Here is a 24,351-nt window from a genome sequence, read left to right as displayed (position 1 = left end):
TCGGGATGTCGCGGGTCGGCCGGGTACGGCACCAGGCGCGTCCGCGCCTGACCCCGCGAGGGATCGCGCTCATGGTCGTGGGCGGCATCCTCTTCGGCGTCGCGCTCTGGTACGACCTGCGCGACATCCTCCTCCTCGCCGCGGTCGGCCTCGCCATGCCGCTCGCGGCACTCGGCTTCCTCGCCGCGCGTCCGCCGCGTCTCGCCGTCCACCGGACCTTCGAGCCGCCGGTCGTCGGGGCCGGGCACTCGACGACCGTCCGGCTGCGCGTGCACAACCGGAGCCGCCGGGCGTTCGACGGCGCGCACTGGCGCGACCTCGCCTCGCCGGCGCTCCGACCGCCGCCCGAGGCGATCCTGCCCGCGATCGGGCGCACCGAGGGCGTCCTGCCCTCGGGCGACGACACGGTCGGGCTCGAGTACCGGATGCGGACCCCGCGCCGCGGGGTGTTCGACGTGGGGCCGCTCCGCGTTTCGGTGACCGACCCGTTCGGGCTCGCGCGCATCGATCGGGTGGCGGGCGGTGCCAGGGACCTCGTCGTGACCCCGCGGGTCACGCCCCTCGAACCGGCGGTCGGGCTGCTCGCGAGCGTCGACGGAACGGTGCACGCCCTGCAGCGTCGCACGCGGCCCAACAGCGACGAGCTCATCGCGCGCGAGTACCGGTACGGCGACCCGCTCAGGCGGGTGCACTGGGCCGCGACCGCCCGGCGCGGCGAGCTGATGGTGCGCGACGAGGAGCAGCGCGGCGACCCCGAGCTCCGCATCCTCCTCGACACGGCGCTCGGCGGACGGGTCTCGCACCCGGCGTCGGGCTCGCGCGACCGCACCGACGCGCTCGACCCGGCGTTCGAACTCGGCGTCGAGCTCGCCGCATCGCTCGGCGTGCACCTGCTCGCCCGCGGCTTCCGGGTGCGTCTGGACCCGGTCGAGGACCCGGCGGTGCACCTCGAGCCGATCGCGCCGGAGGCCGGCGGCTACCGCGCCGCGGGCGGCGACGTGGCACTGCTCGAGGATCTCGCCCGGCTGGAACCGCCTCGTCGCGACGTCGCGCGCGGCGAGCCGCGTGAGCCCCGGCGGCATCCGACCGCGCCCGTGACGTCGGTGCGTCGCGACATGCGGATGCCGGCGATCGCCGTGCTCGTGGACCCGTCCGGCGATGCCGCCGAGGCGCTCGTCGCACTCCGCAGTTCGGTCGAGCCCGCGATCGCGTTCGCCGCCGACAGCGTCGCGGCCCGCATCGTGGACCGGCTCGAGGAGGCCGACTGGCGGGTCATCCGCGTGCACCGGGCCGCCGACCTGCCCGCCGCGTGGCAGGACGCGTGGCGCTCCGCCCGCGAGGCCGTGCGCTCGGGAGGTCGCCGTGGGCCCTGACCGCTACCCGTTGACCCGCGCGCAGTCGCTCGCGCTCTCGGGGGCGAGCCTGCTGCTCCTCCTCGTCGCGACGACCGCGCTCGGGCCGCTGATCGCGGGAAGCGGATGGTGGTGGGCCGGCGCCGTCGTCGCGGTCGCGGTGATCGGCGGAGGGGCGGCGCTCCGCGCCGTGCGGACTCCACCGTCGCTGGTCCCGCCGCTCGAGCTCGTGGTCATGCTGCTCGCGCTCACGCTGCTCTTCGCCGGAGGGACGAGCCTCGCGCTGGTGATCCCCACCGCCGAGACGTTCGCGGTCTTCGGCGAGCTCACCGAGGGTGCGCGCCGCACGATCGAGCAGCAGTCGGTGCCGGCGATCCCGGTTCCCGCGCTCGTCTTCGCGATCACCGTCGGCGTGGGCCTCATCGCCGTGTTCCTCGACCTGCTCGTGCAGACCGTGCGCGTCCCCGCGCTCGCCGCGATCCCGATGCTGGTGCCGGTGCTCGTGCCCGGACTGTTCCTCGCGGAGGGCGCCGACGCGCCCGCCCTCGTGCTCACCGCGGCGGCCTACCTGCTGCTGCTCCGCGTCGACGTACGCGTGCGGCGCGCCGCCGAGCTCGTCCAGGAGGACGATCGCGACGACGCGCCCGTCGTCAGCGCGCCCAAGCGCGCGCCGATCGTGTCGACCATGGGAGCGTCGCTCGGCCTCGCCGCGATCGGGCTCGTCGCGGCATCCGTCATCGCCGCTGCCACGCCGAGCGTGAGCACCAGCTTCCTGGTCGGCACCGGCGGGCCGGCGACGCTCTTCGCCCGAGGCGTCAGCCCGTACGTCGACCTCGGACGCGACCTGCGCAGGCCCGAGCCGGTGCCCGCCTTCTCGTACGTGTCGCCCGAGGGGGAGCGGCCGTACTTCACCCTGCTCACGATCGAGCGCCTCGAGGGCCAGGTGTGGTCCGCGACCGATCGCGCGGTCGACGGGGACAACACCCTGGGGACCCTGCCGGGGCCCGACGGGCTCGACGACGACGTGCTGGTCGAGCCCCGTCCGATCGCGGTGCAGGTCGACCAGGTCCGCACCGCATGGCTTCCCGTGCCGTACCCGACGACCGAGGTCAGCGGTGTGAGCGGGTCCTGGTTCTGGGACCAGGGCACGCTCAACGTCCGCAGCGTCGACTCGACGACGCTCGGACAGCAGTACCGCCTCACCCACCTCGACGTGCGTCCCGACGTCACGCAACTCCGCTCGGCGCCCGTCCCATCGCCTGGTGCGGTGGCCGATGCGACGCGCCGGCTGCCCGAGGACGTTCCGCCGATCATCGCCGAGACGGCCGCTGCGGTCACCGCCTCCGCGCCGACGCGGTACGACGCGGCCGTCGCGATCCAGGCGTACCTGCGCGGTTCGGACTTCGAGTACTCGGAGAGCGCCCCCGTCGCCGAAGGCTACGACGGAGCGGGATTCGATGCCATCGCCGCGTTCCTCGAGCAGGGTGCGGGGTACTGCGTGCACTTCGCGTCGACGATGGCGGTGCTCGCCCGCGAGGTCGGCATCCCGTCGCGCATCTCGATCGGGTACACCGCCGGCACCCCCGGCGACGGGCGGGTGGACGACCAGATCGTGATCGAGGTGGACTCGCACGACCTGCACGCCTGGCCCGAGCTCTACTTCGAGGGCGTCGGGTGGGTGCCGTTCGAGCCGACGCCCGGTCGAGGGAGCGTGCCCGACTACTCGCGGCCGAACGCCGGGCAGACCGCACCCGGGGTGGTCCCGACCGGGCCCGCCGCGACTCCGGGGGCGACCGGCCGGCCCGAGGGCGATCCCGACCGGGCGCTCGGCGGCCCCGGCGGCACCGCCTCGGCCGGAGCGCAGGCCGCGCAGCTCGGGCTCATCGGGCTCGCCGTGACGCTCGTCCTCCTGCTTCCGGCGATGATCCGCATCGGCGTGCGCGCGGCGCGCCGCGGCGGCATCCGCTCCGGAGAGCGCCCGGCGGATGCCGCGTGGCGGGAACTCCTGGCGACCGCCGTGGACCTCGGGCTCCCGGTCGATCCGCGGCGCACCGTGCGCGGGCTCGCCGCAGAGCTCGCCGAACGGCCCGCGTTCCGTGCCGACCCGGAGTCGCCGCCGGGTGAGCGCGTGGAGGCGCGCGCCGCGCTCGAGCGCGTGCGCGACGCGGTCGAGCGGGAACGCTACGGTCGCGTTCGCGGCCGGGACGCGGCGGTGGACGCCGAGTCCGTCGCGCCGGCCGGAGCCGAGGACCTCGAGCGCGCGCGTCGGTCCGCCCTCGCCGCCGACCTCGAGGCGTCCTCGGACGCGCTGCGGGCCGACGCGCCCGCCGTCCGGCGGGTGGCGGCGGTGCTCCTGCCCGGGTCGCTCCGGCCGTCGGCGCGCGTCGCGTTCGGCCGCCCCGCACCGCCCGGCGAGTAGGATCGTCGTTCGTGGCCGTACAGCATTCCCCTTTCAGCATCAACGTGCGCGACCTCGTCAACCGACCCGGCGAGATGCGCGAGCAGCAGTTCGACGTGCCCGTGCCCGAGCAGCTGGGCGAGGGGCTGGTCTCCATCCGGCAGGGCTCCGACCTCGCGATCGACGTGCGACTCGAGTCCGTCCACGAGGGCATCCTCGCGACCGCGGAGGTCGACGCGACGGCCGAGGGCGAGTGCGGTCGGTGCCTCATCGACATCGCGCTGCCGGTCCGAGTCGAGTTCCAGGAGCTTTTCGCGTATCATTCTGGGGAAGCTTTCGAGTATGAGGTTCAAGACGACCACGTGGATCTTGAACCGCTCATCCGAGATGCGGCAGTCCTGGCACTGCCGTTCCAGCCGGTGTGCCGGCCTGACTGCCCGGGTCTCGACCCCGAGACCGGACAGCGTCTGGCCGATCATCCGGAACTCGTCACCCCTGTAGAGAACGACCCGCGTTGGGCTGCGCTCGCAGGGTTCACGGCTTCCGAAGACGAGGGCGCGGATGCTGCATCCGACGCCGACCAGCAGAGAGATTGAGAGAGAGTCATGGCTGTTCCCAAGCGGAAGAAGTCACGCGCCAACACCCACGCGCGCCGTTCGCAGTGGAAGGCCGAGGCCCCCACGCTCGTCAAGACCGTCGAGAACGGCAAGGTCACCTACAGCCTCCCGCACCGCGCACGCGTGGTCGAGGACTCGGCGGGCACCCCGCTCTTCCTCGAGTACAAGGGCCGCAAGGTCGCCGACGTCTAGTCGGCCCGTGAACGACGAACGACCGGTCGTGAGGCGCGTCGAGCGCACGGACACCGGGGCCGACGAGCTCGCCGAGTTGCAGCGCACGCTGCGCGTCGAGCTCGACCCCGAACTCCTGCTCCTCGCACTCACGCACCGGTCGTTCGCGTATGAGAACGGCGGGATCCCGACGAACGAGCGCCTGGAGTTCCTCGGCGACTCGATCCTCGGGCAGGCGGTGACCGTCAAGCTGTTCACCGACCACCCCGAGCTCGACGAGGGCGAGCTGGCCAAGCGCCGGGCGAGCCTCGTCTCGAGCGTCGCGCTGGCCGAGGTCGCGCGGGCGATCGGTCTCGGCCCGTACATCCGCCTCGGCCGCGGCGAGACGATGACGGGTGGCGCCGAGAAGCCGTCGATCCTCGCGGACACCGTCGAGGCGATCATCGGCGCCGTCTACCTCTCGCGGGGCGGCGAGATCGCGACCGACCTCGTGCTGCGGCTCATCACGCCCCTCATGCTCGACCCCGACCGGTTCGGAGCGGCCATGGACCCCAAGACGAGCCTGCAGGAGATCGCCGCCCGCCGCGGCGCGGCCGCGCCGTCGTACTCCGTGAGCGAGAGCGGCCCCGACCACAGCAAGCACTTCGTCGCGACGGTCACCGTCGCGGGCCTCGTGACCGCGTCGGGCGAGGGCTCGAGCAAGAAGCAGGCCGAGATGGCGGCCGCGCTCGAGGCCTGGACCACCCTGAACGACCGCTGACGTGCCGGAACTGCCCGAGGTCGAGGTCGTCCGGGCCGGGCTCGCGCCCGCGGTCACCGGCGCGCGCGTCGCCGGGGTCGAGGTGCTCGACGTCCGCTCGCTCAAGCGTCACGAAGCGGCGTCCGGCGACTTCGAGACGCTGCTCACCGGCGAGCGCATCGAGGCCGCCGTGCGTCGCGGCAAGTTCCTCTGGATGCCGCTCGCCGGAGGCGCCGCGCTCGTGGGGCACCTCGGCATGAGCGGCCAGCTCCTGCTCCGCACGCCGGACCATCCGGGCGACGACCGCCACGCGCGGATCCGGCTCCACCTCGACCACCCGGTCCACGGCGAGCTCCGCGTCGACTTCGTCGACCAGCGCATCTTCGGTTCGATGGCGATCGATCGCATGGTGCCCGCGTCGGACGGGCGCGTGGCGGGGTTCTCCGCCGACGTCTCCGGCCCGTGGGCGCGTTCGATCCCGTCGCAGGTGGCCCACATCGCCCGCGATCCGCTCGACCCGGCGTTCGACGACGGCGCGTTCACGGCGGCGCTCGCCCGGCGGGCGACCGGCGTCAAGCGCGTGCTGCTCGACCAGGGCGTGGTTTCGGGCATCGGCAACATCTACGCCGACGAGGCGCTCTGGGCGGTCCGCATGCACGGCGAGCAGCCGGCATCGAGCCTCAGCCGGCGGCGCGTGCGCGAACTGCTCGCGGCCGTGCGCGAGGTGCTGCAGAAGGCGCTCGCCGAGGGCGGCACGAGCTTCGACGCGCAGTACGTCAACGTCAACGGCGCGTCCGGGTACTTCGCCCACTCGCTGAACGCCTACGGCCGCGCCGGCCGGCCGTGCCCTCGGTGCGGGACGCCCATCGTGCGCGAGGCGTTCATGAACCGCTCGTCGCATCGGTGCCCGCGCTGCCAGCGGCTGCGCGCCGGCGCCGGCAGCGGTGCCACCTCGGGCGCGTCGACGCCGGTCGTCCGGGTCAGCCCCGCTGCCACGTCGCCTGGATCGAATGCGGGCGGAAGCCCAGTTCGCGGTTGATCGCGAGCATGGGTCCGTTCTCGTCCGCGTTCCAGGTGTAGACCTCCGTCCGCTCGGGCGCCGCGTCCGCGAGCGCGACGAGGTTCGCGAGCTTCATCCGCATGCCGAGGCCGTGGCCGCGGTGCGGGGCGAGGACCAGCGTGTCGTCCTGGTAGGCCCCGCGCTTGCCGGGGGCGAGCGTGAGGATGGTGAAGCCGGCGATCTCACCGCCGGGCGCGATCGCGGCGACCGTCAGGTGCGTCCGTCCGGCCGCGACGGCGCGCGCCTCCTCGTCCAGGATGCGCGCCGCGTCCCAGTGCTCGTCGGGGAAGTCGACGGCGCCGCTCGGCGCCTCCGCCACCATCTGCGAGCGGGCGAGCGCGAACGCGTCGAGGTGTTCGGCGGGCGTGTGATCGCGCCAGTGCTCGAGGCGGTAGCCGTCGGATCGTGCGGCCTGCTCGGCGAGGCCGCGGACGCGTGCGCCGAGCCCGGAGACGGGGAGGGCGCTCGCGACGAGCAACTGGCCGAGGTGGTAGCCGCGCGAACGCGCGAACCGGACCGACGGCGCGTCGGCGGGCAGCGACGCGCCGCCCTGCGGCGCGTGGAGGCGTTCCCCCGAGCCGTCGTCGGTGCGGTGCTCCGAGATCATGATCGTGGCGTGGCGTCCGGCGTCGCGAGCGGATGCCTCGATCGCGTCGAGCACGCGACCGCCGAGTCCGCGTCGGCGATACGCCGGGTCCACTCCGACCATCGTGATCATGGGCGCGCCGTCCTCCTGCTCGCGTTCCCACCACGCTGCGACCGCCGCGACCAGGCGACCGTCGTCGAAGATCCCGAAACGCCGTCGCTCGAGGTACGGGTTCCCTCCGAGCACGGCGAGTTCGGCCGGCGAGTGGCTGAACTCGTCCGTGCCGATGGTCTCGAGCTGGATGCGACGGGCGAAGTCGGCGTAGGCCTCCAGGTCGGCCGACTCGGCTATCCCGATGCGGTCGGGGGCCTCGATCGGACGCAGCGTGCCCGGGCCGCTCGTCGCTGCGGCGCCGCTCACGGGCGCGTCGCCGTTCACGGCCGCTGCCAGACGGACTCGAGGGCGAACGGCCGGAAGCCGAGGTCGAGGTTGATGGCGAGCATGTGCTCGTTCTCGTCGGCATTCCAGGTGTAGACGCGTTCGCGCGAGGCATCCGCCGCCTGGAGCAGGAGGAGGTTCTCGAGCTTCAGCCGCATGCCGAGGCGGTGGCCCCGGTGGGCGGCGAGCACGATGGTGTCCCACTGCTCGACGGCGGGGGAGTCGGCGAGCAGCGACAGCACGGTGAACCCGGCGACGGCGCCGTCGGGCGCGACGGCAGCGGCGGTGAGCGTGGTCCGGCCCTTGGCGAGGGACCGACGCTCCTCGTCCCGGACCCGGTCGGCGTCCCAGTGCTCGAGTTCGTACGCGATGGCGCCCGACGGCGCATCGACCGACATCCGCTCGTGGGCCACGGCGAGCGAATCGACGAGGTCGTCGGGTGCGCGGTCGACCCACGTTCGCACCCGGTAGGGGTCGGGCGCCGCGAGGTCCGCGAGCCGCGCCGCGAACTCGGCCGCGCGGCCAGCGACGTCGAGCACGCTCACCCGGTCGAGCTGGCCGAGCGCGTAGCCGTGGGCCCGGGCGAATCGTACGGCCGGGTCGTCGGCCGGGATCGTCGCATCGCCCTGGGGTGCGCGCAGGACGCCTCCGGGGCTCGGCGCGGTCCCGTCGGCGGGGTCCGTCCCGTGGCCGGCACCGTGGTCGGCCGACAGGACGAGGGTCGGGCGTCCCGCATCGGACGCGACGCGCTCGGCGTGCGCGAGCAGCGCGGAGCCGATGTCCTGACGGCGGCGATCGGGCGCGACGCCGAGCATCACGAGGTAGGCGGTGCGAGCGTCGTCGTCGCGCTCCCACTCGAGCTCGGCCATGCCGACGAGGGTCCCGCCGTCGAACGCGCCGAGCGGCACGTGCGCGCGGTACGGGTCGTCCGCGAATTCCCGGAGTAGTTCCGGCACGGGTCGCGCGAGCTCGTCGGTGCCGAGGCGCTCGAGGTCGAGCCGGCGGATCAGCGCGGCGTACGCGTCGAGTTCGGAGGGCGCCGTGGCATCCGTCGCCGTCGACAGGCGGATCTCCCGCACCTCTGCGCCCATGCGACCTCCCTCGACTCGGAGCAGCCTGCCAGCCTAGCCACACGACGCACGCCCCGGTACCGCCATCCGAGACGACGACCATGGCGCCGGCGCCGTTGGCGGGCCCGATCCGCCCGAACGCGGCGAGCGAACCGGACCCGTGGCATCCGCTCGGGTACGCTCGTCCGAGGCATCCAGCACCATCACGCCGCGACACCGGGGGGACATGTACCTCAAGAGCCTCACCCTGAAGGGCTTCAAGTCCTTCGCGCAGCCGACCACCTTCGCGTTCGAGCCCGGGGTGACGTGCATCGTCGGCCCGAACGGCTCCGGCAAGTCGAACGTCGTCGACGCGCTCGCGTGGGTCATGGGCGAGCAGGGCGCCAAGACGCTCCGCGGCGGGAAGATGGAGGACGTCATCTTCGCGGGCACGTCCACGCGCGGCCCGCTCGGCCGCGCCGAGGTGAGCCTGACCATCGACAACTCCGACGGCGCGCTCCCGATCGAGTACACCGAGGTCACGATCTCGCGCACGCTGTTCCGCAACGGCGGCAGCGAGTACGCGATCAACGGCGAGCAGTGCCGCCTGCTCGACGTGCAGGAGCTGCTCAGCGATTCGGGTCTCGGCCGTGAGATGCACGTCATCGTCGGGCAGGGCCAGCTCGACCAGGTGCTGCACGCGAGCCCCGAGGACCGTCGGGGGTTCATCGAGGAGGCCGCCGGCATCCTGAAGCACCGTCGCCGCAAGGAGAAGACGCTCCGGAAGCTCGACGCGATGCAGGCGAACCTCACGCGGCTGACCGACCTCGCCGCAGAGCTGCGCCGCCAGCTGAAGCCGCTCGGGCGCCAGGCCGAGGTCGCGCGCGAGGCCGCCGGCATCGCCGCGGTCGTGCGCGACGCGAAGGCCCGGCTCGTGGCCGACGAGGTCGTCGAGCTGCGCCGCGCGCTCGAGGCCGCCGGGCGCACCGAGCACGAACGGCACGCCGAGCGCCTCGTGCTGCAGCAGGAGCTCGAACGCCACCAGGCGCACATCGCTCGGCTCGAGCAGGCGCAGGGCGGCGACGACGTCGACACGGCCCGCGCGGTGAGCTTCGCGCTCGAGCAGTCCGAGGCACGGCTGCGCTCGCTCGACTCGCTCGCACGCCAGCGCATCGCGCTGCTCTCCGCCGCCGACGAGGGCACGGATGCCGCGCCGACCGTGACGCTCGCCGACATCGCCGCGGCGCGCGGCGAGCTCGACGGCATCCGCGGCGGCGTCGGCGACGCGGCGTCCGCGCTCGAGCAGGCGGCGATCACGACCCGAGACGCCCGGTCCGCGCTCGACGCCGTCGACGAGGAGATCGCGGCGCAGGCGGCACGGGTCAGCGAGTACGACCTGCGGGCGTCCCAGCTCTCGGGCCGCGCCGACACCGCCGCCTCGAAGCTCGCCGCAGTACGCGGCGAGGTGCTCCGGCACCGGAACGCCCTCGACGCGGCGCAGTCGCGCCGTGAGGCCGCGGCCGCCGACCTCGCACGGGTCGAGGCCGAGTCCGATGCCGATCCCGCCGCCGCGACCGACCTCGACGAGGCGTACGAGCTCGCGCAGGCCGCGGTCTTCGAGGCCGAAGCCGAGATCGAGAAGCTGCGCGAGGCGCTCCACGAACGCGAGCGCGAACGCGACGCGCTCGGCGCGCGAGTCGGCGCGCTCTCGCTCGCGCTCGACCAGAAGGACGGGTCGGCAGCGCTCGCCGCCTCCGGCACCGCGGGCGTGCGGGGCCTGCTCGCCGAGCACCTGCGCGTCGAGCCCGGCTTCGAGGCCGCGATCGCGGCGGCTCTCGGACCGCTCGCCGAGTCCGTGCTCGTCGACGACCGCGAGGCGGCACTCCGGGCCGTCGGGATCGCGACCGAGGGGGACCTCGGCCGCGTCGCGCTCGCGATCGCCGAGCCGGGCTCCGACCTCTCCGGTGCCGGACGCCTCGAGGTCGACGGGCTCACGGCCGCCGCCGACGTGGTCACCGCGCCCGCCGGCGTCCTCGCCCTCCTCGGCGAGGTGCTCGTCGCCGACGACCTCGACGCCGTCCGCGCGGCCGAGCCCGCGCTCGCCGCGCTCGACCGCCCGGCGACCGTGATCACGCGCGACGGCACCGTCGTCGGCCGCTTCGTCGTGCACGGAGGCTCGGGCCGCACGCAGAGCCGCATCGAGCTGATCGCCGAGCGCGACCGCGCCCAGTCGCGGCTCGACGAGGTCCGAGCCGACATCGAGCGCGCCCGCTTCGACCTCGACGCGCAGCGCGGAGACGCCGAGCACGCCAAGGAGCAGTCGAAGCTCGCGCTCGCCGCGCTCCGCGAGTTCGACGCCCAGCTCGCCCAGCGCACCGAGTCGCTGAACCGCGCCCGCGTGCAGGCCGAGGCCGCCGGTGCCGAGACCGACCGACTCGCCGACGCGGTCCGCACCGCCGAGGAGCGCATCGCCGAGGCCGAGCAGGCCGCGACGACGGCGAAGGCGGAGCTCGAGGCCGCTCGCGGCGAAGCGCGCCCCGTGCTCGAGGCCGAACGCCGCGACGGCGCGCTCGCCGCGCTCGAACGGGCTCGCGAGGGCGAGGTCGAGGCGCGGCTGCGGCTCGAGACGGCGCGCGAGCGGGTCCGCGCCGAGGAGGCGCGCATCGTCGCGATGGAGCGCCAGCACGAGGCCGAGCGCCGTGCCGCCGACGAGGCGGCGCGCCGCGCCGTCGTCCGCCGCGCCCAGCTCGGGGCGGCGTCGCGCGTCGCCGATGCGCTGCCCCCGGTCCTCGCCGCGGTCGGCCGGTCGGTGGCGGAGGCCCGCGTCGCGCTGGCCGCCGCCGAGGCCGAGCGGGCGAGCCGCAACGAGGAGGTCCAGGTCGCGCGTCGCGCCGAGGCATCCGCCCGTGAGCGCCTGCAGGCGGTGACCGAGGACGTGCACGGCCTCGAGCTGCGCATCTACGAGAAGAAGCTCCACGTCGGATCGCTCGTCGAGCGCGCCGAGAGCGAGCTCGGACTCGGCGAGGAGGTCCTCGTCGCCGAGTACGGGCCCGACCAGCCGATCCCGGACGAGGCCGACGCCGAGGCCGAGCCGCGTCCGTTCGTGCGCGCCGAGCAGCAGAAGCGACTGCAGGCCGCCGAACGCAAGCTCGCCCAGCTCGGCCGGGTCAACCCGCTCGCGCTCGAGGAGTTCGCGGCGCTCGAGCAGCGCCACCAGTTCCTCACCGAGCAGCTCACGGACCTCGCGAACACCCGCAAGGACCTCCTCACGATCATCGAGGAGATCGACGGCCGCATGGAGTCGATCTTCCGCTCCGCGTTCGAGGACACGCGCGAGGCGTTCGCCGACGTCTTCCCGATCCTGTTCCCCGGCGGCGAGGGGCGCATCTCCCTCACGAACCCCGACGACCTGCTCACGACGGGCATCGAGGTGAGCGTGAAGCCCGCGGGCAAGAAGATCGAGCGCCTCTCGCTGCTCTCGGGCGGCGAGCGCTCGCTCGCGGCGGTCGCGCTGCTCATGGCGATCTTCAAGGCCCGCCCGAGCCCGTTCTACATCATGGACGAGGTCGAGGCCGCGCTCGACGACGCGAACCTCGGGCGACTGCTGACGACCTTCGAGGCCCTGCGCGAGGAGAGCCAGCTGATCGTCATCACGCACCAGAAGCGCACCATGGAGATCGCGGACGCCCTCTACGGCGTCTCGATGCGCCAGGACGGCGTCTCGGCGGTCGTCGGTCAGCGGGTGCGCGAGGAGTTCGACGCGAAGGCAAGCTGATCGCGGGCGCGGCGGCCGCCACCGCGGCATCCGGTCGCCCACGGCATCCGGTCAGGTGAGCCTGCGGTCGCCCGGTGCGAGCACGCGGAACCATCGGTACCCGTACGCGTCGAGCTCGACGTCGACCCGGCCGCGATCGTCGATCGGGTCGGCGTCGACGGCGAACAGGTCGGAGAGCACCGCGTCCTCCGGCAGGTCGCCCAGTTCGAGGGTGACCCGCACGGGGTGGGGCGCGAAGTTGTGCAGCGCGACGAACCGCAGGTGGTCCTCGGTGATGCGGTGCGCGAGCACCGCGGGCTCGCCGACGTCGAGCAGCTCGAACCGGCCCCAGCCGATCTCGGGCGAGCTGCGGTACCGGGTCACGAAGCCGCGGATGACCGCGAGCAGGGAGTCGGGATCGTGCATCTGCGCCTGGACGCTGACGTGCTCCGGGGCGTACCCGTCGGACGGCGGCGAGGCCGCGAGCCGCCCGGGTGCCGCCCGGGAGAAGCCGCCGTTGCGGCCGCCCGTCCACTGCATGGGCGTGCGCACGGCCTGGCGCTTCTCCTGCTCGCCGTTCTCGCCCATGCCGATCTCCTCGCCGTAGAAGAGCACGGGCGTGCCGGGGAGCGAGAAGAGCAGGCTGTAGGCCATGCGGATGCGCCGCGGATCGCCCTCCAGCATCGTCGGAAGCCGCCGGACGATCCCGCGGCCGTACACCCGCATCCACTCGTCGGGAGCGAACGCGTCGAAGACCTCCTCGCGCTCGGCGTCGGAGAGCTTGTCGAGGGTCAGCTCGTCGTGGTTGCGCACGAAGTTCGCCCACTGCTTCTCCGGCTCGAGTTGCGGGCGGCGGGCGAGCGTGTCGCGGAGCGGCGTGGCATCCTGCCTCGCGAGCGACAGGTACAGCCGCTGCATCGCCTCGAAGTCGAACTGCAGCGTGAGCTCGGCCGGATCGCCGTCGGCGCCGAAGTACGCGATCTGCTCGTCGTACGGGAGGTTGACCTCGCCGAGCAGGATCGCGTCGCTGGCGCGGCGCTGCAGGTACCGGCGGAGGTCGCGCATGAGCTCGTGCGGATCGCCGATGTCCACGCCCTCCGGGGGCTCGATGAGGAAGGGCACCGCGTCGACGCGGAACCCGGAGAACCCGAGCTCCAGCCAGAACCCGACGGTCTTCGCGATCTCGTCGCGCACCTCGGGGTTGGCGATGTTCAGGTCGGGCTGGTGCCGGTAGAACGAGTGCAGGTAGTACTGACCGGTGCCCTCGTGCCACTCCCACACGCCGTCCTCCTCGCCCGGGAAGACGTTCTCGGCCGGGTTCGGCGGGATCTCGTCGCGCCAGACGTAGAAGTCGCGGTAGGGGGCGTTGCGGCCGCGCTTGGCCGAGGTGAACCACGGATGCCGGTCGGACGTGTGGTTCATCACCAGGTCCATGATCACCCGGATGCCGCGGTCCCGCGCCGCACGCGTGAACGCGACGACGTCGCCGAGCGATCCGAGTCGCGGGTCGACGCCGAGGAAGTCGGTGATGTCGTAGCCGTCGTCCTGGTCGGGCGAGGGCTGGAACGGCATGAGCCAGATGCAGGTCACGCCGAGCTCTGCGAGGTGGTCGAGCCGGTTCGCGAGGCCCTCGAAGTCGCCCGAGCCGTCGTCGTTCCAGTCCATGTAGGTCTCGACGTCGAGGCAGTACACGACCGCGGTCTTCCACCACAGGTCGCCGCGGTCGGTCGCGCGCATCGGCTCAGCCCTCGATGCCGGCGTCCGGGCCCGCGGCGCGGAGCGCGGGCAGCACGTGCGCGCCGAACGCGTCGATGAACCCCTGCTGCTCCTGCCCGACGTGGTGCAGGTAGATGCGGTCGACGCCGAGGTCGGCGAGCTCGAGGAGCGCGTCGAGGTGGCGCTGCGTGTCCGAGGAGGCGAGGAGCGTGTCGGCCACCTCCGACGGCTCCGCATCGGCCGTCCGCTCGTCGAACGCCTCCGGGCTCGCGAGCTCCCACGCGAGGTGCGGGGGCACCAGGCTCTGCCGCCACTGGTCGTGCGCGATGGCCACGGCCTCGTCGTCGGTCGGCGCCCAGCTGAGGTGGACCTGGACGCAGATCGGCCCACGGCCGCCCGCACCGCGGTACGCGTCGATGAACTCGCGGAGCGCCTCACGATCCTGGTCGACCGTGATCACGCCGTCCGCCCACTCGGCGGTCTCGGCCGCGGTCTCGGTGCTCACGGCGGCGGCGATCAGCGGCGGCGCCTCCTCCGGCCGCGTCCAGAGCCGCGCCTCGTGCACGCTGATCGTGCCCTCGTGCGTGACGGTCTCGCCGGCGAGGAGCCGCCGCATGACGTCGATCGTCTCCGCGAGGCGGCGGTCGCGGTGCTCCTTCTCGGGCCACGGCTCGCCCGTGACGTGCTCGTTCACCGCCTCGCCGCTGCCGATCGCGGCCCAGAACCGACCGGGGAACATCTCGCCGAGCGTCGCGATCTTCTGGGCCGCGACCGCGGGGTGGTAGCGCTGTCCCGGCGCCGTGACGACGCCGAACGAGAAGTCGGTCGCCTGCAGGGCCGCCCCGAGCCACGACCACGCGTAGCCGGAGTGCCCCTGCCGGACGCTCCAGGGCGCCCAGTGGTCGCTGCACATGGCCGCGTCGAAGCCGGCGCGCTCGGCCTGCACGACGGCGTCGAGGAGCGCGCTCGGCGGCAGCTGCTCGTGCGACGCGTGGAATCCGACGAGGGGCATGGTGGTCTCCTTCCGCCGAGCACGATGCTTCCGCGGGAGTCGGACGCGGACAAGGCCTTGCCGCCGGGGCGCGCGGCCGGTAGCGCGCGGGCGCGGGCGGGCACCGTCGGTCGCCGGGAGCGGCGAGCCGGAGGCATCCGCCCCCGTAGGCTGGGAGGCATGGTGGAACGCGCATCGTGGTCGCTCGGGTCGGCCCTCCGCAACGTGTTCGGCGCGAGGACGATCGACGAGGACACGTGGGACGACCTCGAGTCCGCGCTGATCCGCGCCGACTTCGGGCCGGCGGTGACGGAGGAGATCGTCGAGTCGATCAAGGCGCAGGTCGAGCGGTACAAGACCACCGACCCGCGAGACGTCCAGCGGATGCTCCGCGAACTCGTCGAGGAGCGGCTCGCGAAGTACGACCCGACGCTCAAGCTCACCGAGCGCCCCGCGGTCGTGCTCGTCGTCGGCGTCAACGGCGTCGGCAAGACGACCACGATCGGCAAGTTCGCGAAGTTCCTCGGCAACTACGGCCGGAGCGTCGTGGTGGGGGCGGCCGACACGTTCCGCGCCGCGGCGGTCGACCAGCTCGCGACGTGGGCCGAGCGCGCGGGCGCCCAGGTGGTGCGTCCGGAGCGCGAGGGCCAGGACCCGGCCTCCGTCGCCTTCCAGACGGTCGACTACGCCAAGCGCACCGGCACCGAGATGGTCATCATCGACACCGCGGGCCGCCTGCACACCAAGGGCGGGCTCATGGACGAGCTCGGCAAGATCCGGCGCGTCGTCGAGAAGCAGGCGCCGATCAGCGAGGTCCTGCTGGTGCTCGACGCGACCACCGGCCAGAACGGGCTCGCGCAGGCCGAGGCGTTCATCCAGCACGGCGGCGTCACGGGCCTCGTGCTGACCAAGCTCGACGGATCCGCCAAGGGCGGGTTCGTGATCGCGGTGCAGGAGAAGACCGGGCTGCCGATCAAGCTCATCGGGCAGGGCGAGGGCATCGGCGACCTCACGGGCTTCACGCCGCACGTGTTCGCGCAGCAGCTCGTCGGCTGAGGAAGGGGAGAGAGCGGATGTCCATGGAGCACGACTACTTCGGGCTCGTCGGCGACTACTGGTCCGAGGACGTGGAGTACGGCGACCAGCGGGTCGAGGTCGTCCTCGACGCCGACGCCGACGCCGTCGCGCCCACGGCGCTGGATGTCGCGGCGACGCTCGTCGGCGAGCTCGAACTCGTCGACGACGAGCTCCGCTCGGCGTTCGTCACGCAGCTCGACTCGAGCGCCTCGCCCGTGATGCGGTTCCTCGCCACGGTGCTCGACCCCGACCTCGAGGAGGCCGAGGAGGTCGAGGCCGCGATCGGGCGCGACTCGGGCGACCGCCAGATCGACGCCCTCCGCTCGATGTCGCTCCTCCGCGTCGACCTCCGCCCCGACGCGGACGAACCGGGCGATGCGTTCGCCGAGTTCGAGTACGGCCTCGCACCGGAGGACACCGACGAACGGCTCGTCGCGTCGATCGACCTCGAGCGCGAGATCGTCGACGTCCGCTTCGAGGGCTGAGCCGTGAGCGGATGCCACGGAGTCGCCCTCTACACTTGAGGGCATCATGGCTACGTTCGGCACCCTCTCCGACCGTCTCACCGAGACGTTCAAGAACCTCCGCACCAAGGGCAAGCTCACCGCATCCGACGTCGACGGCACCGTCCGCGAGATCCGGCGCGCCCTCCTCGACGCCGACGTCTCGCTCGACGTCGTCAAGTCGTTCACCGCGACGGTGCGCGAACGCGCACTGGGCGACGAGGTCAACCGGGCGCTGAACCCCGCCCAGCAGGTCGTGCAGATCGTCAACGAGGAGCTCGTCGGCATCCTCGGCGGCCAGCAGCGTCGGCTCCAGTTCGCCAAGAACCCGCCCACCGTCATCATGCTCGCGGGCCTCCAGGGCGCCGGCAAGACGACCCTCGCGGGCAAGCTCGCGAAGTGGCTCAAGAAGGACGGCCACACGCCCATGCTCGTGGCCGCCGACCTCCAGCGGCCGAACGCCGTGAACCAGCTCCAGGTCGTCGGCGAGCAGGCCGGCGTCACCGTCTTCGCGCCCGAGCCCGGCAACGGCGTCGGCGACCCCGTGCGCGTCGCCGAGGACGCCGTCGCGCAGGCCGCGCGCGCCCAGCACGACGTCGTCATCATCGACACGGCCGGCCGCCTCGGCGTCGACGCCGAGATGATGAAGCAGGCCGCCGACATCCGGAAGGCCACGAACCCCGACGAGGTCCTCTTCGTCATCGACGCCATGATCGGCCAGGACGCCGTCACGACCGCGAAGGCGTTCCAGGACGGCGTCGACTTCACGGGCGTCGTGCTCTCCAAGCTCGACGGCGACGCGCGCGGCGGCGCCGCGCTCTCCGTGGCATCCGTCACCGGGCGCCCCATCATCTTCGCGTCCACCGGTGAGACGCTCGACGACTTCGAGCCGTTCCACCCCGACCGCATGGCGAGCCGCATCCTCGACCTCGGCGACATCCTCACCCTCATCGAGCAGGCCCAGCAGGCGTTCGACGAGGAGGAGGCGCTGAAGGTCGCCGAGAAGATCGCGACGGAGCAGTTCACGCTCGACGACTTCCTGGCGCAGATGCAGCAGCTCCGCGGCGCGGGCTCGATCAAGAAGATGCTCGGCATGCTCCCCGGTGCGGGCGGCATGAAGCAGCAGCTCGAGAACTTCGACGAGCGAGAGATCGTGCGCACCGAGGCGATCATCCAGTCGATGACGCCGGCCGAGCGCAAGAACACCAAGCTCCTGAACGGCTCGCGTCGCCTCCGCATCGCCAAGGGCTCGGGCATGACCGTCACCGACGTCAACCAGCTCGTGCAGCGCTTCGAGCAGGCCGCGAAGATGATGAAGACGGTCGCGCGCGGTGGCACGCCGCAGATCCCCGGCATGGGCCCGATCCCGGGCGGCGGCGGGTACGGCGGCGGCAAGCGCCAGTCGGCGAAGAACAAGAAGAAGTCGGGCGGCGGCTCGCGCTCGGGCAACCCCGCCAAGCGCGCCGCCGAGAACGCGGCGATCGCGTCCGGACAGGTGCCCGGTGCGGCATCAGACGCGCCCGCCGGCTCGGGCTTCGGCCTCGGCGGCGGCGCGGGTGCGAAGGGGGCGCCTTCCGAGGAGGAGATGGCCGCCCTCCAGAAACTGCTCGGCCGCTGATCGGCGTCATCGACGTGCTGGGCCGGCGCGCCCCGGCGTAGTGTTGGACCCGCGGCCTGCGCCGCGGACGAGGACGGAGCGACGATGACGACCGGCGACCCCGACTACCGCGACTCGGGCCTCGAGTTCGCACCCGACTTCCTGCTCGGATCGGCGACCGCGTCGTACCAGATCGAGGGCGCCGCGACCGAGGGCGGCCGTGGGCCGTCCATCTGGGACACGTTCAGTCACACCCCCGGCAAGGTGTGGAACGGCGACACCGGGGATGTCGCGTGCGACCACTACCACCGGTGGGAGTCCGACCTCGACCTCATGGCAGAGCTCGGGCTCGAGGCGTACCGCTTCTCGATCGCGTGGCCGCGCATCCAGCCGACCGGCCGCGGGCCGGCGAACGAGGACGGGCTGGCGTTCTACGAGCATCTCGTCGACGGACTGATCGCCCGGGGCATCCGCCCCATCGCGACGCTCTACCACTGGGACCTGCCGCAGGCGCTCGAAGACGAGGGCGGCTGGACGAACCGCGCGACGGCCGAGGCGTTCGCGGACTACGCGCGGATCATGGGGGAGCGGCTGGGAGACCGCGTCGCCGTGTGGACGACGCTCAACGAGCCGTGGTGCTCGGCCTACCTGGGCTACGGTTCGGGCGCGCACGCGCCGGGCCTCCTCGACGGGGCCAAGGCGCTCACCGCGGTGCACCACCTGAACCTCGCCCACGGCCTCGCCGTGTCGGCCCTCCGCGAGGTCGTCACGAACGACCCCGGGTTCTCGATCACGTTGAACCTGCACGTCATCCGCCCGTCGGGCGAGACCGGGCACGAGGCCGCCCGCCGCATCGACGGCCTCGCCAACCGGGTCTTCCTCGGGCCGCTTTTCGGCGACGGCTACCCCTCCGACGTCATCGAGGACACCGCGGAGGTCACCGACTGGTCGTTCGTGAAGCCCGGCGACACCGAGCTCATCGCGCAGCCGATCGACCTGCTCGGCGTGAACTACTACTCGACCGTGACGGTGCGACTGTGGGATGGCGTCTCGCCGCGCGTGAACGCCGACGGCCACAAGGACATGGGCGGAACGCCGTGGCCGGGCTCCCAGCACGTCGAGTTCCTCGAGCAGCCGGGACCGTACACGGCGATGGGCTGGAACATCGACCCGTCGGGGCTCGAGGACCTGCTCATCGCTCTGCACGGGGCGTACCCGGAGGTGCCGCTCATGATCACCGAGAACGGGGCGGCGTTCGACGACGTCGTGACCGACGGGCCGGACGGGCCCGAGGTGCGCGACCTCGATCGCGTCGACTACCTCCGGCGGCACTTCACGGCCGCGCACCGCGCGATGGCCCGTGGCGTCGACCTCCGCGGCTACCAGGTGTGGTCGCTCATGGACAACTTCGAGTGGGGCTACGGCTACTCCAAGCGGTTCGGCATCGTCCGCGTCGACTACGACACGCTGGAGCGCCTGCCGAAGGCGAGCGCCCGCTGGTTCGCGGAGCTCATCCGGACGCGGCGCATCCCCGCGTAGCGGGTCGCTAGCCGCTCGAGCGCGGCCCCGTGCCCTCGCGGAGCTCGCGAGCGAGGTGCGCGACCACCGCGGTCAGGTCGCCGCCGTGCTCCTCGGCGACCTTGAGCTGGCGCTGGTAGCCGGCACCCTCGTCGATCGTGCGGCGGATCCGCTGCAGCTCGACCGCGCAGCCGAGGCGCTCCGCGAACGGTGCGAGCGTGACGAGCAGGTCGCCGAGGGCGTCGGCCACGGGGCGCTCGGTGCCGGCGGCATCCGTGATGATCTCCGCGTGCATGCCGTACCGGGCGGCGCGCCACTTGTTCTCGCGCACGTACCAGGGCTGCATGACCGGCAGCGTCTCGCCCTGGTCGATGCGGGTCGACATCCACTCGACCAGGCACTGGATGAGCGCCGCGATCGCGCCGATCTCGTCGGCCGACGACACGCCGTCGCACACGCGCACCTCGACGGTGCCCCAGCGCGGCGAGGGGCGGATGTCCCAGCGCACCTCCGTGTGATCCTCGATGACGCCGGTGCGGATGAGGTCGTCGACGTACCGTTCGTACGTCGACCAGTCGGGCAGCTGGTAGGGCAGGCCGGCGGTCGGCAGTTGCTGGAACATCAGCGCCCGGTTCGACGCGTAGCCGGTCTCGACGCCGGCCCAGAAAGGGCTCGAGGCCGACAGTGCCTGCAGGTGCGGCACGTAGGCGAGCAGGCCGTCGAGGATGGGCAGCGCCTTGTCGCGTTCCTCGATGCCGACGTGCACGTGGATGCCCCAGATCATCATGTTGCGGCCCCACCACCGCGTGCGTTCGATGAGCTTGCGGTACCGGGGCTTGTCGGTGAGTCGCTGGTCGTACCAGCGGCTGAAGGGGTGGGAGCCGCTGCACATCAGCTCGTACTCGCCGATCCGGTCGAGCACGGCCCGCACCTCGGCCACCTGCCCGGTGAGGTCGTCGACGGCACCCGCGACGTCGCGGTGGACGCCGCTCACGAGCTCGACGGTGTTCGTCAGGAGCTCCGACGTGATGAACGGATGCGGCGTCCCGTCGGCGTCGCCGAGCTCCGCGAGCACGCGGTCGCCCACCGAGGCGAGCTCACCGGTCGAGCGGTCCACGATGGCGAGCTCCCATTCGATGCCGACCGTCGACCGTTCGGATCGTGCGAACTCGATCCCCATGCGGCACCCCCGTCCCGCGCCAGTGGGCGCACGGCCATCATGACACGGCGGATCGCCGCCGCGCCGGAGTGCGGGACGGGAGCACTGGCCTACCGTCGCGCCGACGCCGCGGCTAGCATGTAATGCATGACATATCACCCGAGGCGACGGGATGGCTGACACGTCCCCGTTGATCGAGGTCGCGAGCCTTCGCGAACAGGTCGAGCGCGCGATCGCCTCCCGGATCGTCGCCGGCGAGGTCGAGCCGGGCGACGTCCTCACGGTGCCGACGATGGCGTCCGAGTTCGGGGTCAGCGCGACCCCGGTGCGCGAGGCGATGCTCGACCTCGCGCGGCGCGGGTTCCTCGCGCCGATGCGCAATCGGGGATTCCGGGTGACGGAGGTCTCGCTCGACGAGCTGCGTCAACTCCGCGAGGTGCGTCGCCTGCTCGAGGTGCCGCCGATGCGCGAGCTCGCCGGCCGCGTTCCAGAGGAGGCGGCGGCGCGGCTCACCGACCTCGCCGCGGAGATCGTCCGCGCGGGCGACGAGGGGCGCTTCCAGGACTACCTCGAGGCCGACACGACCTTCCACCTCACGCTCCTCGGTCTCACCGGCAACCGGTACCTCGTCGACGTCGTCCGCGAGCTGCGCCAGCAGACGCGGCTGACGGGCCTCGCCGAGCTGGCCGAGACGGGCGCGCTGACCGAGTCGGCGCTCGAGCACGCCGAACTCGTCCGCCTGCTCGTCGACGGCCGCGGTGATGCTGCCGCCGACCTGATGTCACGCCACATCGGGCACGTCGGCGGCATCTGGAGCGGCGAGCACGAGGACTGAGGCGGCGCAGCGTGCGGGTCGTGGTCATCGGGGCGGGCATCATCGGCGCCGCCTGCGCGCTCGCCCTCGTCGAGCGCGGTGCGGAGGTCGTGGTCGTCGATCGCCTCGGCGTCGCCGGCGAGACCTCCAGCCGGTGCGAGGGCAACCTGCTGGTCAGCGACAAGGCACCCGGCCCCGAGGCCGCTCTCGCGATCGCCTCGAACGCGATGTGGCGGACGCTCGCCGGGCGGCTCGACGCCGATCGACGCGACGGGCAGCCGGCGACCGAGTTCGAGGCGAAGGGCGGGATCGTCGTCGCCTTCCCCGGAGGCGAGGCCGCGCTCGAGCGGTTCGCCGCCGCGCAGCGGGCGACGGGCATCCGCGCCGAGACACTGGACGCGGCAGCGCTCGCGTCGGCCGAGCCGCACCTCTCGCCGGAGGTCGCGCACGCCGTCCGCTATCCGGACGATGCGCAAGTGCAGCCCTCGAATGCGACGCAGGCGCTGCTCGCGGCCGCCATGCGGCACGGCGCACGCCTCGTCGTCGCCGAGGTCACCGGGCCGATCGGCGGTCCCGGGCGGATCGCCGGTGTGCGGACGGCCACGGGCGCGATCCCGGCCGATGTCGTCGTGAACTGCGCCGGGCCATGGTCCGCGGAGGTCGCCTCGCGACTCGGCGCGCGCCTCGACATCCGCCCGCGCCGGGGCGTGATCCTCGTGACGACCCCGATGCCGCAACGCGTGTTCCACAAGGTCTACGACAGCGACTACGTCGGGGCCGTCGGGTCGGGCGACGCAGCACTGCAGACGTCCATCGTCGTCGAGTCGACGCCCGGCGGGACGGTGCTGATCGGGTCCAGTCGCGAGCGCGTCGGCTTCGACGACCGGCCGGGCGTCGCCCCGGCCGGGGCGATCGCGGCGAAGGCCGTCCGGCTGTTCCCGTTCCTCGAGCGGACGATCCTCCTGCGCAGCTACTTCGGGTTCCGCCCCTACGCGCCCGACCACCTGCCCGTGATCGGCCCCGATCCGGAGATCGCGGGGCTCGTGCACGCGACGGGCCACGAGGGTGCGGGGATCGGACTCGCGCCGGCCACCGCCGAACTCGTCGCGCACGCCGTGCTCGACGCGCCGACCGACCTCGATCCGACCCCGTTCCTGCCGACCAGGGACGGCCTCCGGGAGACCGCATGATCCGCATCACCGTCGACGGCGAGCCCGTCCGGGGCCGGGACGGCCAGACCATCGCCGGTGTGCTCATCGGCGCCGGGCGCACCGCATGGCGTACCTCGCAGACGGGCGATCGTGGCGTCTTCTGCGGGATCGGCGTCTGCCACGACTGCCTCGTCACGGTCAACGGCGTCGAGGGCGTGCGCGCGTGTCGGCGCGAGGCCGTCGACGGCGACCGGATCGAACGCGAGGCACGGCCGTGACGCACGTCGCGATCCTCGGCGGAGGCCCTGCCGGGCTCGCGGCCGCACAGGGCGCCCTCGCCGCCGGCGCGCGGGTGAGCCTGCTCGACGAGGGCGACCGCCTGGGCGGCCAGTTCTGGCGGCACCACGAGCGGCTCACCGATCCTCGCCTGCAGCACGGATGGCACCGGTTCGAGCGCTTGCGAGATGCACTCGCCCGCGGCGACGCCCGGGTGCACGTCGGAGCGAGCGTGTGGTCCGCGGAGGCGACCGACCTCGGCGTGCGGCTCCGCGCCGTGGTCGGGGCCGCGGACGCCGATGCGCGGACCGCCGTCGACGTCGAGGCCGATGCGGTCGTCGTCGCGACGGGTGCCCACGACCTCGCGCTCCCCGTCCCGGGCTGGACCCTGCCCGGCGTGACCACGGCCGGTGCGGCGCAGGCGCTCGCCAAGCGCGACGGGGTCGCCGTCGGTCGTCGCACGGTGGTGAGCGGTGCAGGCCCCTTCCTGCTGCCGGTGGCCCAGTCGCTCGCGCTCGTCGGATCCGACGTGGTCGGCGTGCTCGAGGCGTCCCGGATCACCGCGCTCGCGGCGGGGTGGCTGCCGCGGCCGTGGGAGCTGGCGGGCAAGGCCGGGGAGTTCCTGCAGTACGCGGGGGGTCTCGCGCGGCACCGGATCCCGTACCGGACCGGGAGTGGGGTCGTCCGGGTGCTGGGGGACGAGCGGGTGGAGGGCGTCGTCGTCGCGGCATTGGACGCCGACTGGCACCCGATCGTGGGGACCGAGCGCGAGGTCGCCTGCGATGCCGTCGCGCTCGGCCACGGCTTCGCGCCGCGGCTCGAGGCCGCCCTCGCGCTGGGATGCGACCTCCGCGGCGATCACCGAGGGCGATTCGTGGTCGTGGACGACGCGCAGCGCACCACCACAGCGCAGGTGTTCGCGGCGGGCGAGGTCACGGGCATCGCCGGCGCCGACGCCGCGCTCGCCGAGGGCGCGGTGGCCGGGTTCCTCGCCGCCGGCGGTGCGCTCGGCGACCCCCGGCTCCGAGGTCCGGTGACCGCCCGGCGACGGGCGCGCGCCTTCGCGAGGCGCCTCGAGCGGGCGCACGGGATCCGGCCCGGATGGACGGCGTGGGTCGACGACGCCACGATCGTGTGCCGGTGCGAGGCGGTCACGCGGCGTGCGATCGCCGAGCGGGCCGACGTGCCGCTCCGGGCGATGCGCCTCGCGACGCGTGCCGGGCTCGGTCCGTGCCAGGGGCGCACGTGCGGTCGCGCGGTCGAGGCGATCGTGGCCGAGGCGGGCGGCGCCCCGGCATCCGTCGGGTTCGATCGCAGGCCGGTGCTCGCGCCGGTCCGGATCGGCGAGGTCGCGGCGCTTGCCGCGACCGATCCCGCCACGTAGT

The 24,351-nt window shown here is 73.3% G+C and carries 20 protein-coding genes; 15 read left to right on the top strand and 5 right to left on the bottom strand.

Annotation, left to right across the window (positions count from 1 at the left end; translation table 11 throughout):
* Positions 1-5: 5 nt before the first annotated feature.
* From GJR97_RS15640 to mutM, 6 genes are all read left to right on the top strand, one after another.
* On the top strand, positions 6-1,373 hold the full coding sequence (locus GJR97_RS15640) for a DUF58 domain-containing protein (protein WP_154347660.1): 1,368 nt from the start codon (positions 6-8) through the stop codon (positions 1,371-1,373).
* Positions 1,363-3,771 carry a transglutaminaseTgpA domain-containing protein gene (locus GJR97_RS15635; RefSeq protein WP_195760735.1) on the top strand — a complete coding sequence of 803 codons (2,409 nt, stop codon included), beginning with the start codon at positions 1,363-1,365 and terminating at the stop codon, positions 3,769-3,771. The genes GJR97_RS15640 and GJR97_RS15635 overlap by 11 nt, the downstream gene beginning before the upstream one ends.
* A 74-nt stretch (positions 3,772-3,845) precedes the next feature.
* Positions 3,846-4,346 carry a YceD family protein gene (locus GJR97_RS15630; RefSeq protein ID WP_154347746.1) on the top strand — a complete coding sequence of 167 codons (501 nt, stop codon included), beginning with the start codon at positions 3,846-3,848 and terminating at the stop codon, positions 4,344-4,346.
* Between the two features lie 9 nt (positions 4,347-4,355).
* Entirely contained in the window at positions 4,356-4,559 is a 204-nt protein-coding gene (rpmF, locus tag GJR97_RS15625; RefSeq protein WP_092669520.1) for a 50S ribosomal protein L32, read from the top strand.
* Between the two features lie 76 nt (positions 4,560-4,635).
* Positions 4,636-5,298 carry a ribonuclease III gene (rnc, locus tag GJR97_RS15620; protein ID WP_154347744.1) on the top strand — a complete coding sequence of 221 codons (663 nt, stop codon included), beginning with the start codon at positions 4,636-4,638 and terminating at the stop codon, positions 5,296-5,298.
* A 1-nt stretch (position 5,299) separates the two neighbouring features.
* Positions 5,300-6,316, top strand: a complete 1,017-nt coding sequence (mutM, locus tag GJR97_RS15615) for a bifunctional DNA-formamidopyrimidine glycosylase/DNA-(apurinic or apyrimidinic site) lyase (RefSeq protein WP_324613589.1) — start codon at positions 5,300-5,302, stop codon at positions 6,314-6,316.
* Here the strand turns inward: mutM and GJR97_RS15610 are convergent.
* Both GJR97_RS15610 and GJR97_RS15605 read right to left on the bottom strand, forming a co-directional pair.
* Positions 6,258-7,343, bottom strand: a complete 1,086-nt coding sequence (locus GJR97_RS15610) for a GNAT family N-acetyltransferase (protein ID WP_195760734.1) — start codon at positions 7,341-7,343, stop codon at positions 6,258-6,260. The two genes, mutM and GJR97_RS15610, sit on opposite strands and share 59 nt — an antisense overlap.
* A 14-nt stretch (positions 7,344-7,357) precedes the next feature.
* Positions 7,358-8,452, bottom strand: a complete 1,095-nt coding sequence (locus GJR97_RS15605) for a GNAT family N-acetyltransferase (RefSeq protein WP_154347657.1) — start codon at positions 8,450-8,452, stop codon at positions 7,358-7,360.
* 205 nt (positions 8,453-8,657) lie between these two features.
* On the opposite strand from GJR97_RS15605, the gene smc reads away from it, so the two are divergent.
* Positions 8,658-12,185: a chromosome segregation protein SMC gene (smc, locus tag GJR97_RS15600; RefSeq protein ID WP_154347656.1), complete on the top strand. Its 3,528-nt coding sequence runs from the start codon at positions 8,658-8,660 to the stop codon at positions 12,183-12,185.
* Positions 12,186-12,236: 51 nt separating this feature from the next.
* Here smc and GJR97_RS15595 read toward each other — a convergent pair whose 3' ends face one another.
* Together GJR97_RS15595 and GJR97_RS15590 are read right to left on the bottom strand one after the other, a co-directional pair.
* Complete coding sequence (locus GJR97_RS15595; protein WP_154347655.1) at positions 12,237-13,901, bottom strand: alpha-amylase family protein; 1,665 nt, start codon at positions 13,899-13,901, stop codon at positions 12,237-12,239.
* 4 nt (positions 13,902-13,905) lie between these two features.
* Positions 13,906-14,892 carry a TIGR03885 family FMN-dependent LLM class oxidoreductase gene (locus tag GJR97_RS15590; RefSeq protein ID WP_154347654.1) on the bottom strand — a complete coding sequence of 329 codons (987 nt, stop codon included), beginning with the start codon at positions 14,890-14,892 and terminating at the stop codon, positions 13,906-13,908.
* 159 nt (positions 14,893-15,051) lie between these two features.
* Here GJR97_RS15590 and ftsY point away from each other — a divergent pair, with 159 nt between their 5' ends.
* The 4 genes from ftsY (at position 15,052) to GJR97_RS15570 (ending at position 19,587) form a co-directional block, all read left to right on the top strand.
* Complete coding sequence (gene ftsY, locus GJR97_RS15585; protein WP_154347653.1) at positions 15,052-15,927, top strand: signal recognition particle-docking protein FtsY; 876 nt, start codon at positions 15,052-15,054, stop codon at positions 15,925-15,927.
* A gap of 17 nt (positions 15,928-15,944) precedes the next feature.
* Positions 15,945-16,433, top strand: coding sequence for a DUF2004 domain-containing protein (locus GJR97_RS15580; RefSeq protein ID WP_154347652.1), 489 nt, complete (start codon positions 15,945-15,947; stop codon positions 16,431-16,433).
* Positions 16,434-16,479: 46 nt separating this feature from the next.
* Positions 16,480-18,069 carry a signal recognition particle protein gene (gene ffh, locus GJR97_RS15575; protein ID WP_154347651.1) on the top strand — a complete coding sequence of 530 codons (1,590 nt, stop codon included), beginning with the start codon at positions 16,480-16,482 and terminating at the stop codon, positions 18,067-18,069.
* An 84-nt stretch (positions 18,070-18,153) separates the two neighbouring features.
* On the top strand, positions 18,154-19,587 hold the full coding sequence (locus tag GJR97_RS15570) for a GH1 family beta-glucosidase (protein ID WP_154347650.1): 1,434 nt from the start codon (positions 18,154-18,156) through the stop codon (positions 19,585-19,587).
* A gap of 7 nt (positions 19,588-19,594) precedes the next feature.
* Here the strand turns inward: GJR97_RS15570 and GJR97_RS15565 are convergent, their stop codons facing one another.
* The gene (locus GJR97_RS15565; protein ID WP_154347649.1) at positions 19,595-20,746 is read right to left on the bottom strand and encodes a glutamate--cysteine ligase; all 1,152 of its coding nucleotides are present in this window, start codon (positions 20,744-20,746) and stop codon (positions 19,595-19,597) included.
* Between the two features lie 151 nt (positions 20,747-20,897).
* Here GJR97_RS15565 and GJR97_RS15560 point away from each other — a divergent pair, with 151 nt between their 5' ends.
* The 4 genes from GJR97_RS15560 to GJR97_RS15545 are packed head-to-tail and all read left to right on the top strand — an operon-like array spanning position 20,898 to position 24,350.
* Entirely contained in the window at positions 20,898-21,560 is a 663-nt protein-coding gene (locus tag GJR97_RS15560; protein ID WP_154347648.1) for a GntR family transcriptional regulator, read from the top strand.
* Positions 21,561-21,571: 11 nt separating this feature from the next.
* Entirely contained in the window at positions 21,572-22,729 is a 1,158-nt protein-coding gene (locus GJR97_RS15555; RefSeq protein ID WP_324613588.1) for an NAD(P)/FAD-dependent oxidoreductase, read from the top strand.
* The gene (locus GJR97_RS18390; RefSeq protein ID WP_154347646.1) at positions 22,726-22,968 is read left to right on the top strand and encodes a (2Fe-2S)-binding protein; all 243 of its coding nucleotides are present in this window, start codon (positions 22,726-22,728) and stop codon (positions 22,966-22,968) included. Before GJR97_RS15555 ends, GJR97_RS18390 begins: the two co-directional genes overlap by 4 nt.
* A complete protein-coding gene (locus GJR97_RS15545; protein ID WP_324613587.1) occupies positions 22,965-24,350 on the top strand; it encodes an FAD-dependent oxidoreductase in 1,386 nt (461 codons plus the stop codon). Before GJR97_RS18390 ends, GJR97_RS15545 begins: the two co-directional genes overlap by 4 nt.
* The last annotated feature ends 1 nt before the right edge of the window (position 24,351 follow it).

The sequence above is a fragment of the Agromyces kandeliae genome (assembly GCF_009674665.1).
Taxonomy (GTDB): Bacteria; Actinomycetota; Actinomycetes; order Actinomycetales; family Microbacteriaceae; genus Agromyces; species Agromyces kandeliae.
This window is presented reverse-complemented; position numbering and strand designations above follow the sequence as displayed.

Excerpts from the sequence above, each read along its gene's own strand:
- GJR97_RS15560 (WP_154347648.1), top strand. The coding sequence starts at position 20,898 with ATGGCTGACACGTCCCCGTTGATCGAGGTCGCGAGCCTTCGCGAACAG.
- GJR97_RS15605 (WP_154347657.1), bottom strand. The coding sequence starts at position 8,452 with ATGGGCGCAGAGGTGCGGGAGATCCGCCTGTCGACGGCGACGGATGCC.
- GJR97_RS15580 (WP_154347652.1), top strand. The coding sequence starts at position 15,945 with ATGTCCATGGAGCACGACTACTTCGGGCTCGTCGGCGACTACTGGTCC.
- ffh (WP_154347651.1), top strand. The coding sequence starts at position 16,480 with ATGGCTACGTTCGGCACCCTCTCCGACCGTCTCACCGAGACGTTCAAG.
- ftsY (WP_154347653.1), top strand. The coding sequence starts at position 15,052 with ATGGTGGAACGCGCATCGTGGTCGCTCGGGTCGGCCCTCCGCAACGTG.
- rpmF (WP_092669520.1), top strand. The coding sequence starts at position 4,356 with ATGGCTGTTCCCAAGCGGAAGAAGTCACGCGCCAACACCCACGCGCGC.
- GJR97_RS18390 (WP_154347646.1), top strand. The coding sequence starts at position 22,726 with ATGATCCGCATCACCGTCGACGGCGAGCCCGTCCGGGGCCGGGACGGC.
- GJR97_RS15630 (WP_154347746.1), top strand. The coding sequence starts at position 3,846 with ATGCGCGAGCAGCAGTTCGACGTGCCCGTGCCCGAGCAGCTGGGCGAG.
- GJR97_RS15570 (WP_154347650.1), top strand. The coding sequence starts at position 18,154 with ATGACGACCGGCGACCCCGACTACCGCGACTCGGGCCTCGAGTTCGCA.
- smc (WP_154347656.1), top strand. The coding sequence starts at position 8,658 with ATGTACCTCAAGAGCCTCACCCTGAAGGGCTTCAAGTCCTTCGCGCAG.
- GJR97_RS15640 (WP_154347660.1), top strand. The coding sequence starts at position 6 with ATGTCGCGGGTCGGCCGGGTACGGCACCAGGCGCGTCCGCGCCTGACC.
- GJR97_RS15595 (WP_154347655.1), bottom strand. The coding sequence starts at position 13,901 with ATGCGCGCGACCGACCGCGGCGACCTGTGGTGGAAGACCGCGGTCGTG.
- GJR97_RS15565 (WP_154347649.1), bottom strand. The coding sequence starts at position 20,746 with ATGGGGATCGAGTTCGCACGATCCGAACGGTCGACGGTCGGCATCGAA.
- GJR97_RS15590 (WP_154347654.1), bottom strand. The coding sequence starts at position 14,892 with ATGCCCCTCGTCGGATTCCACGCGTCGCACGAGCAGCTGCCGCCGAGC.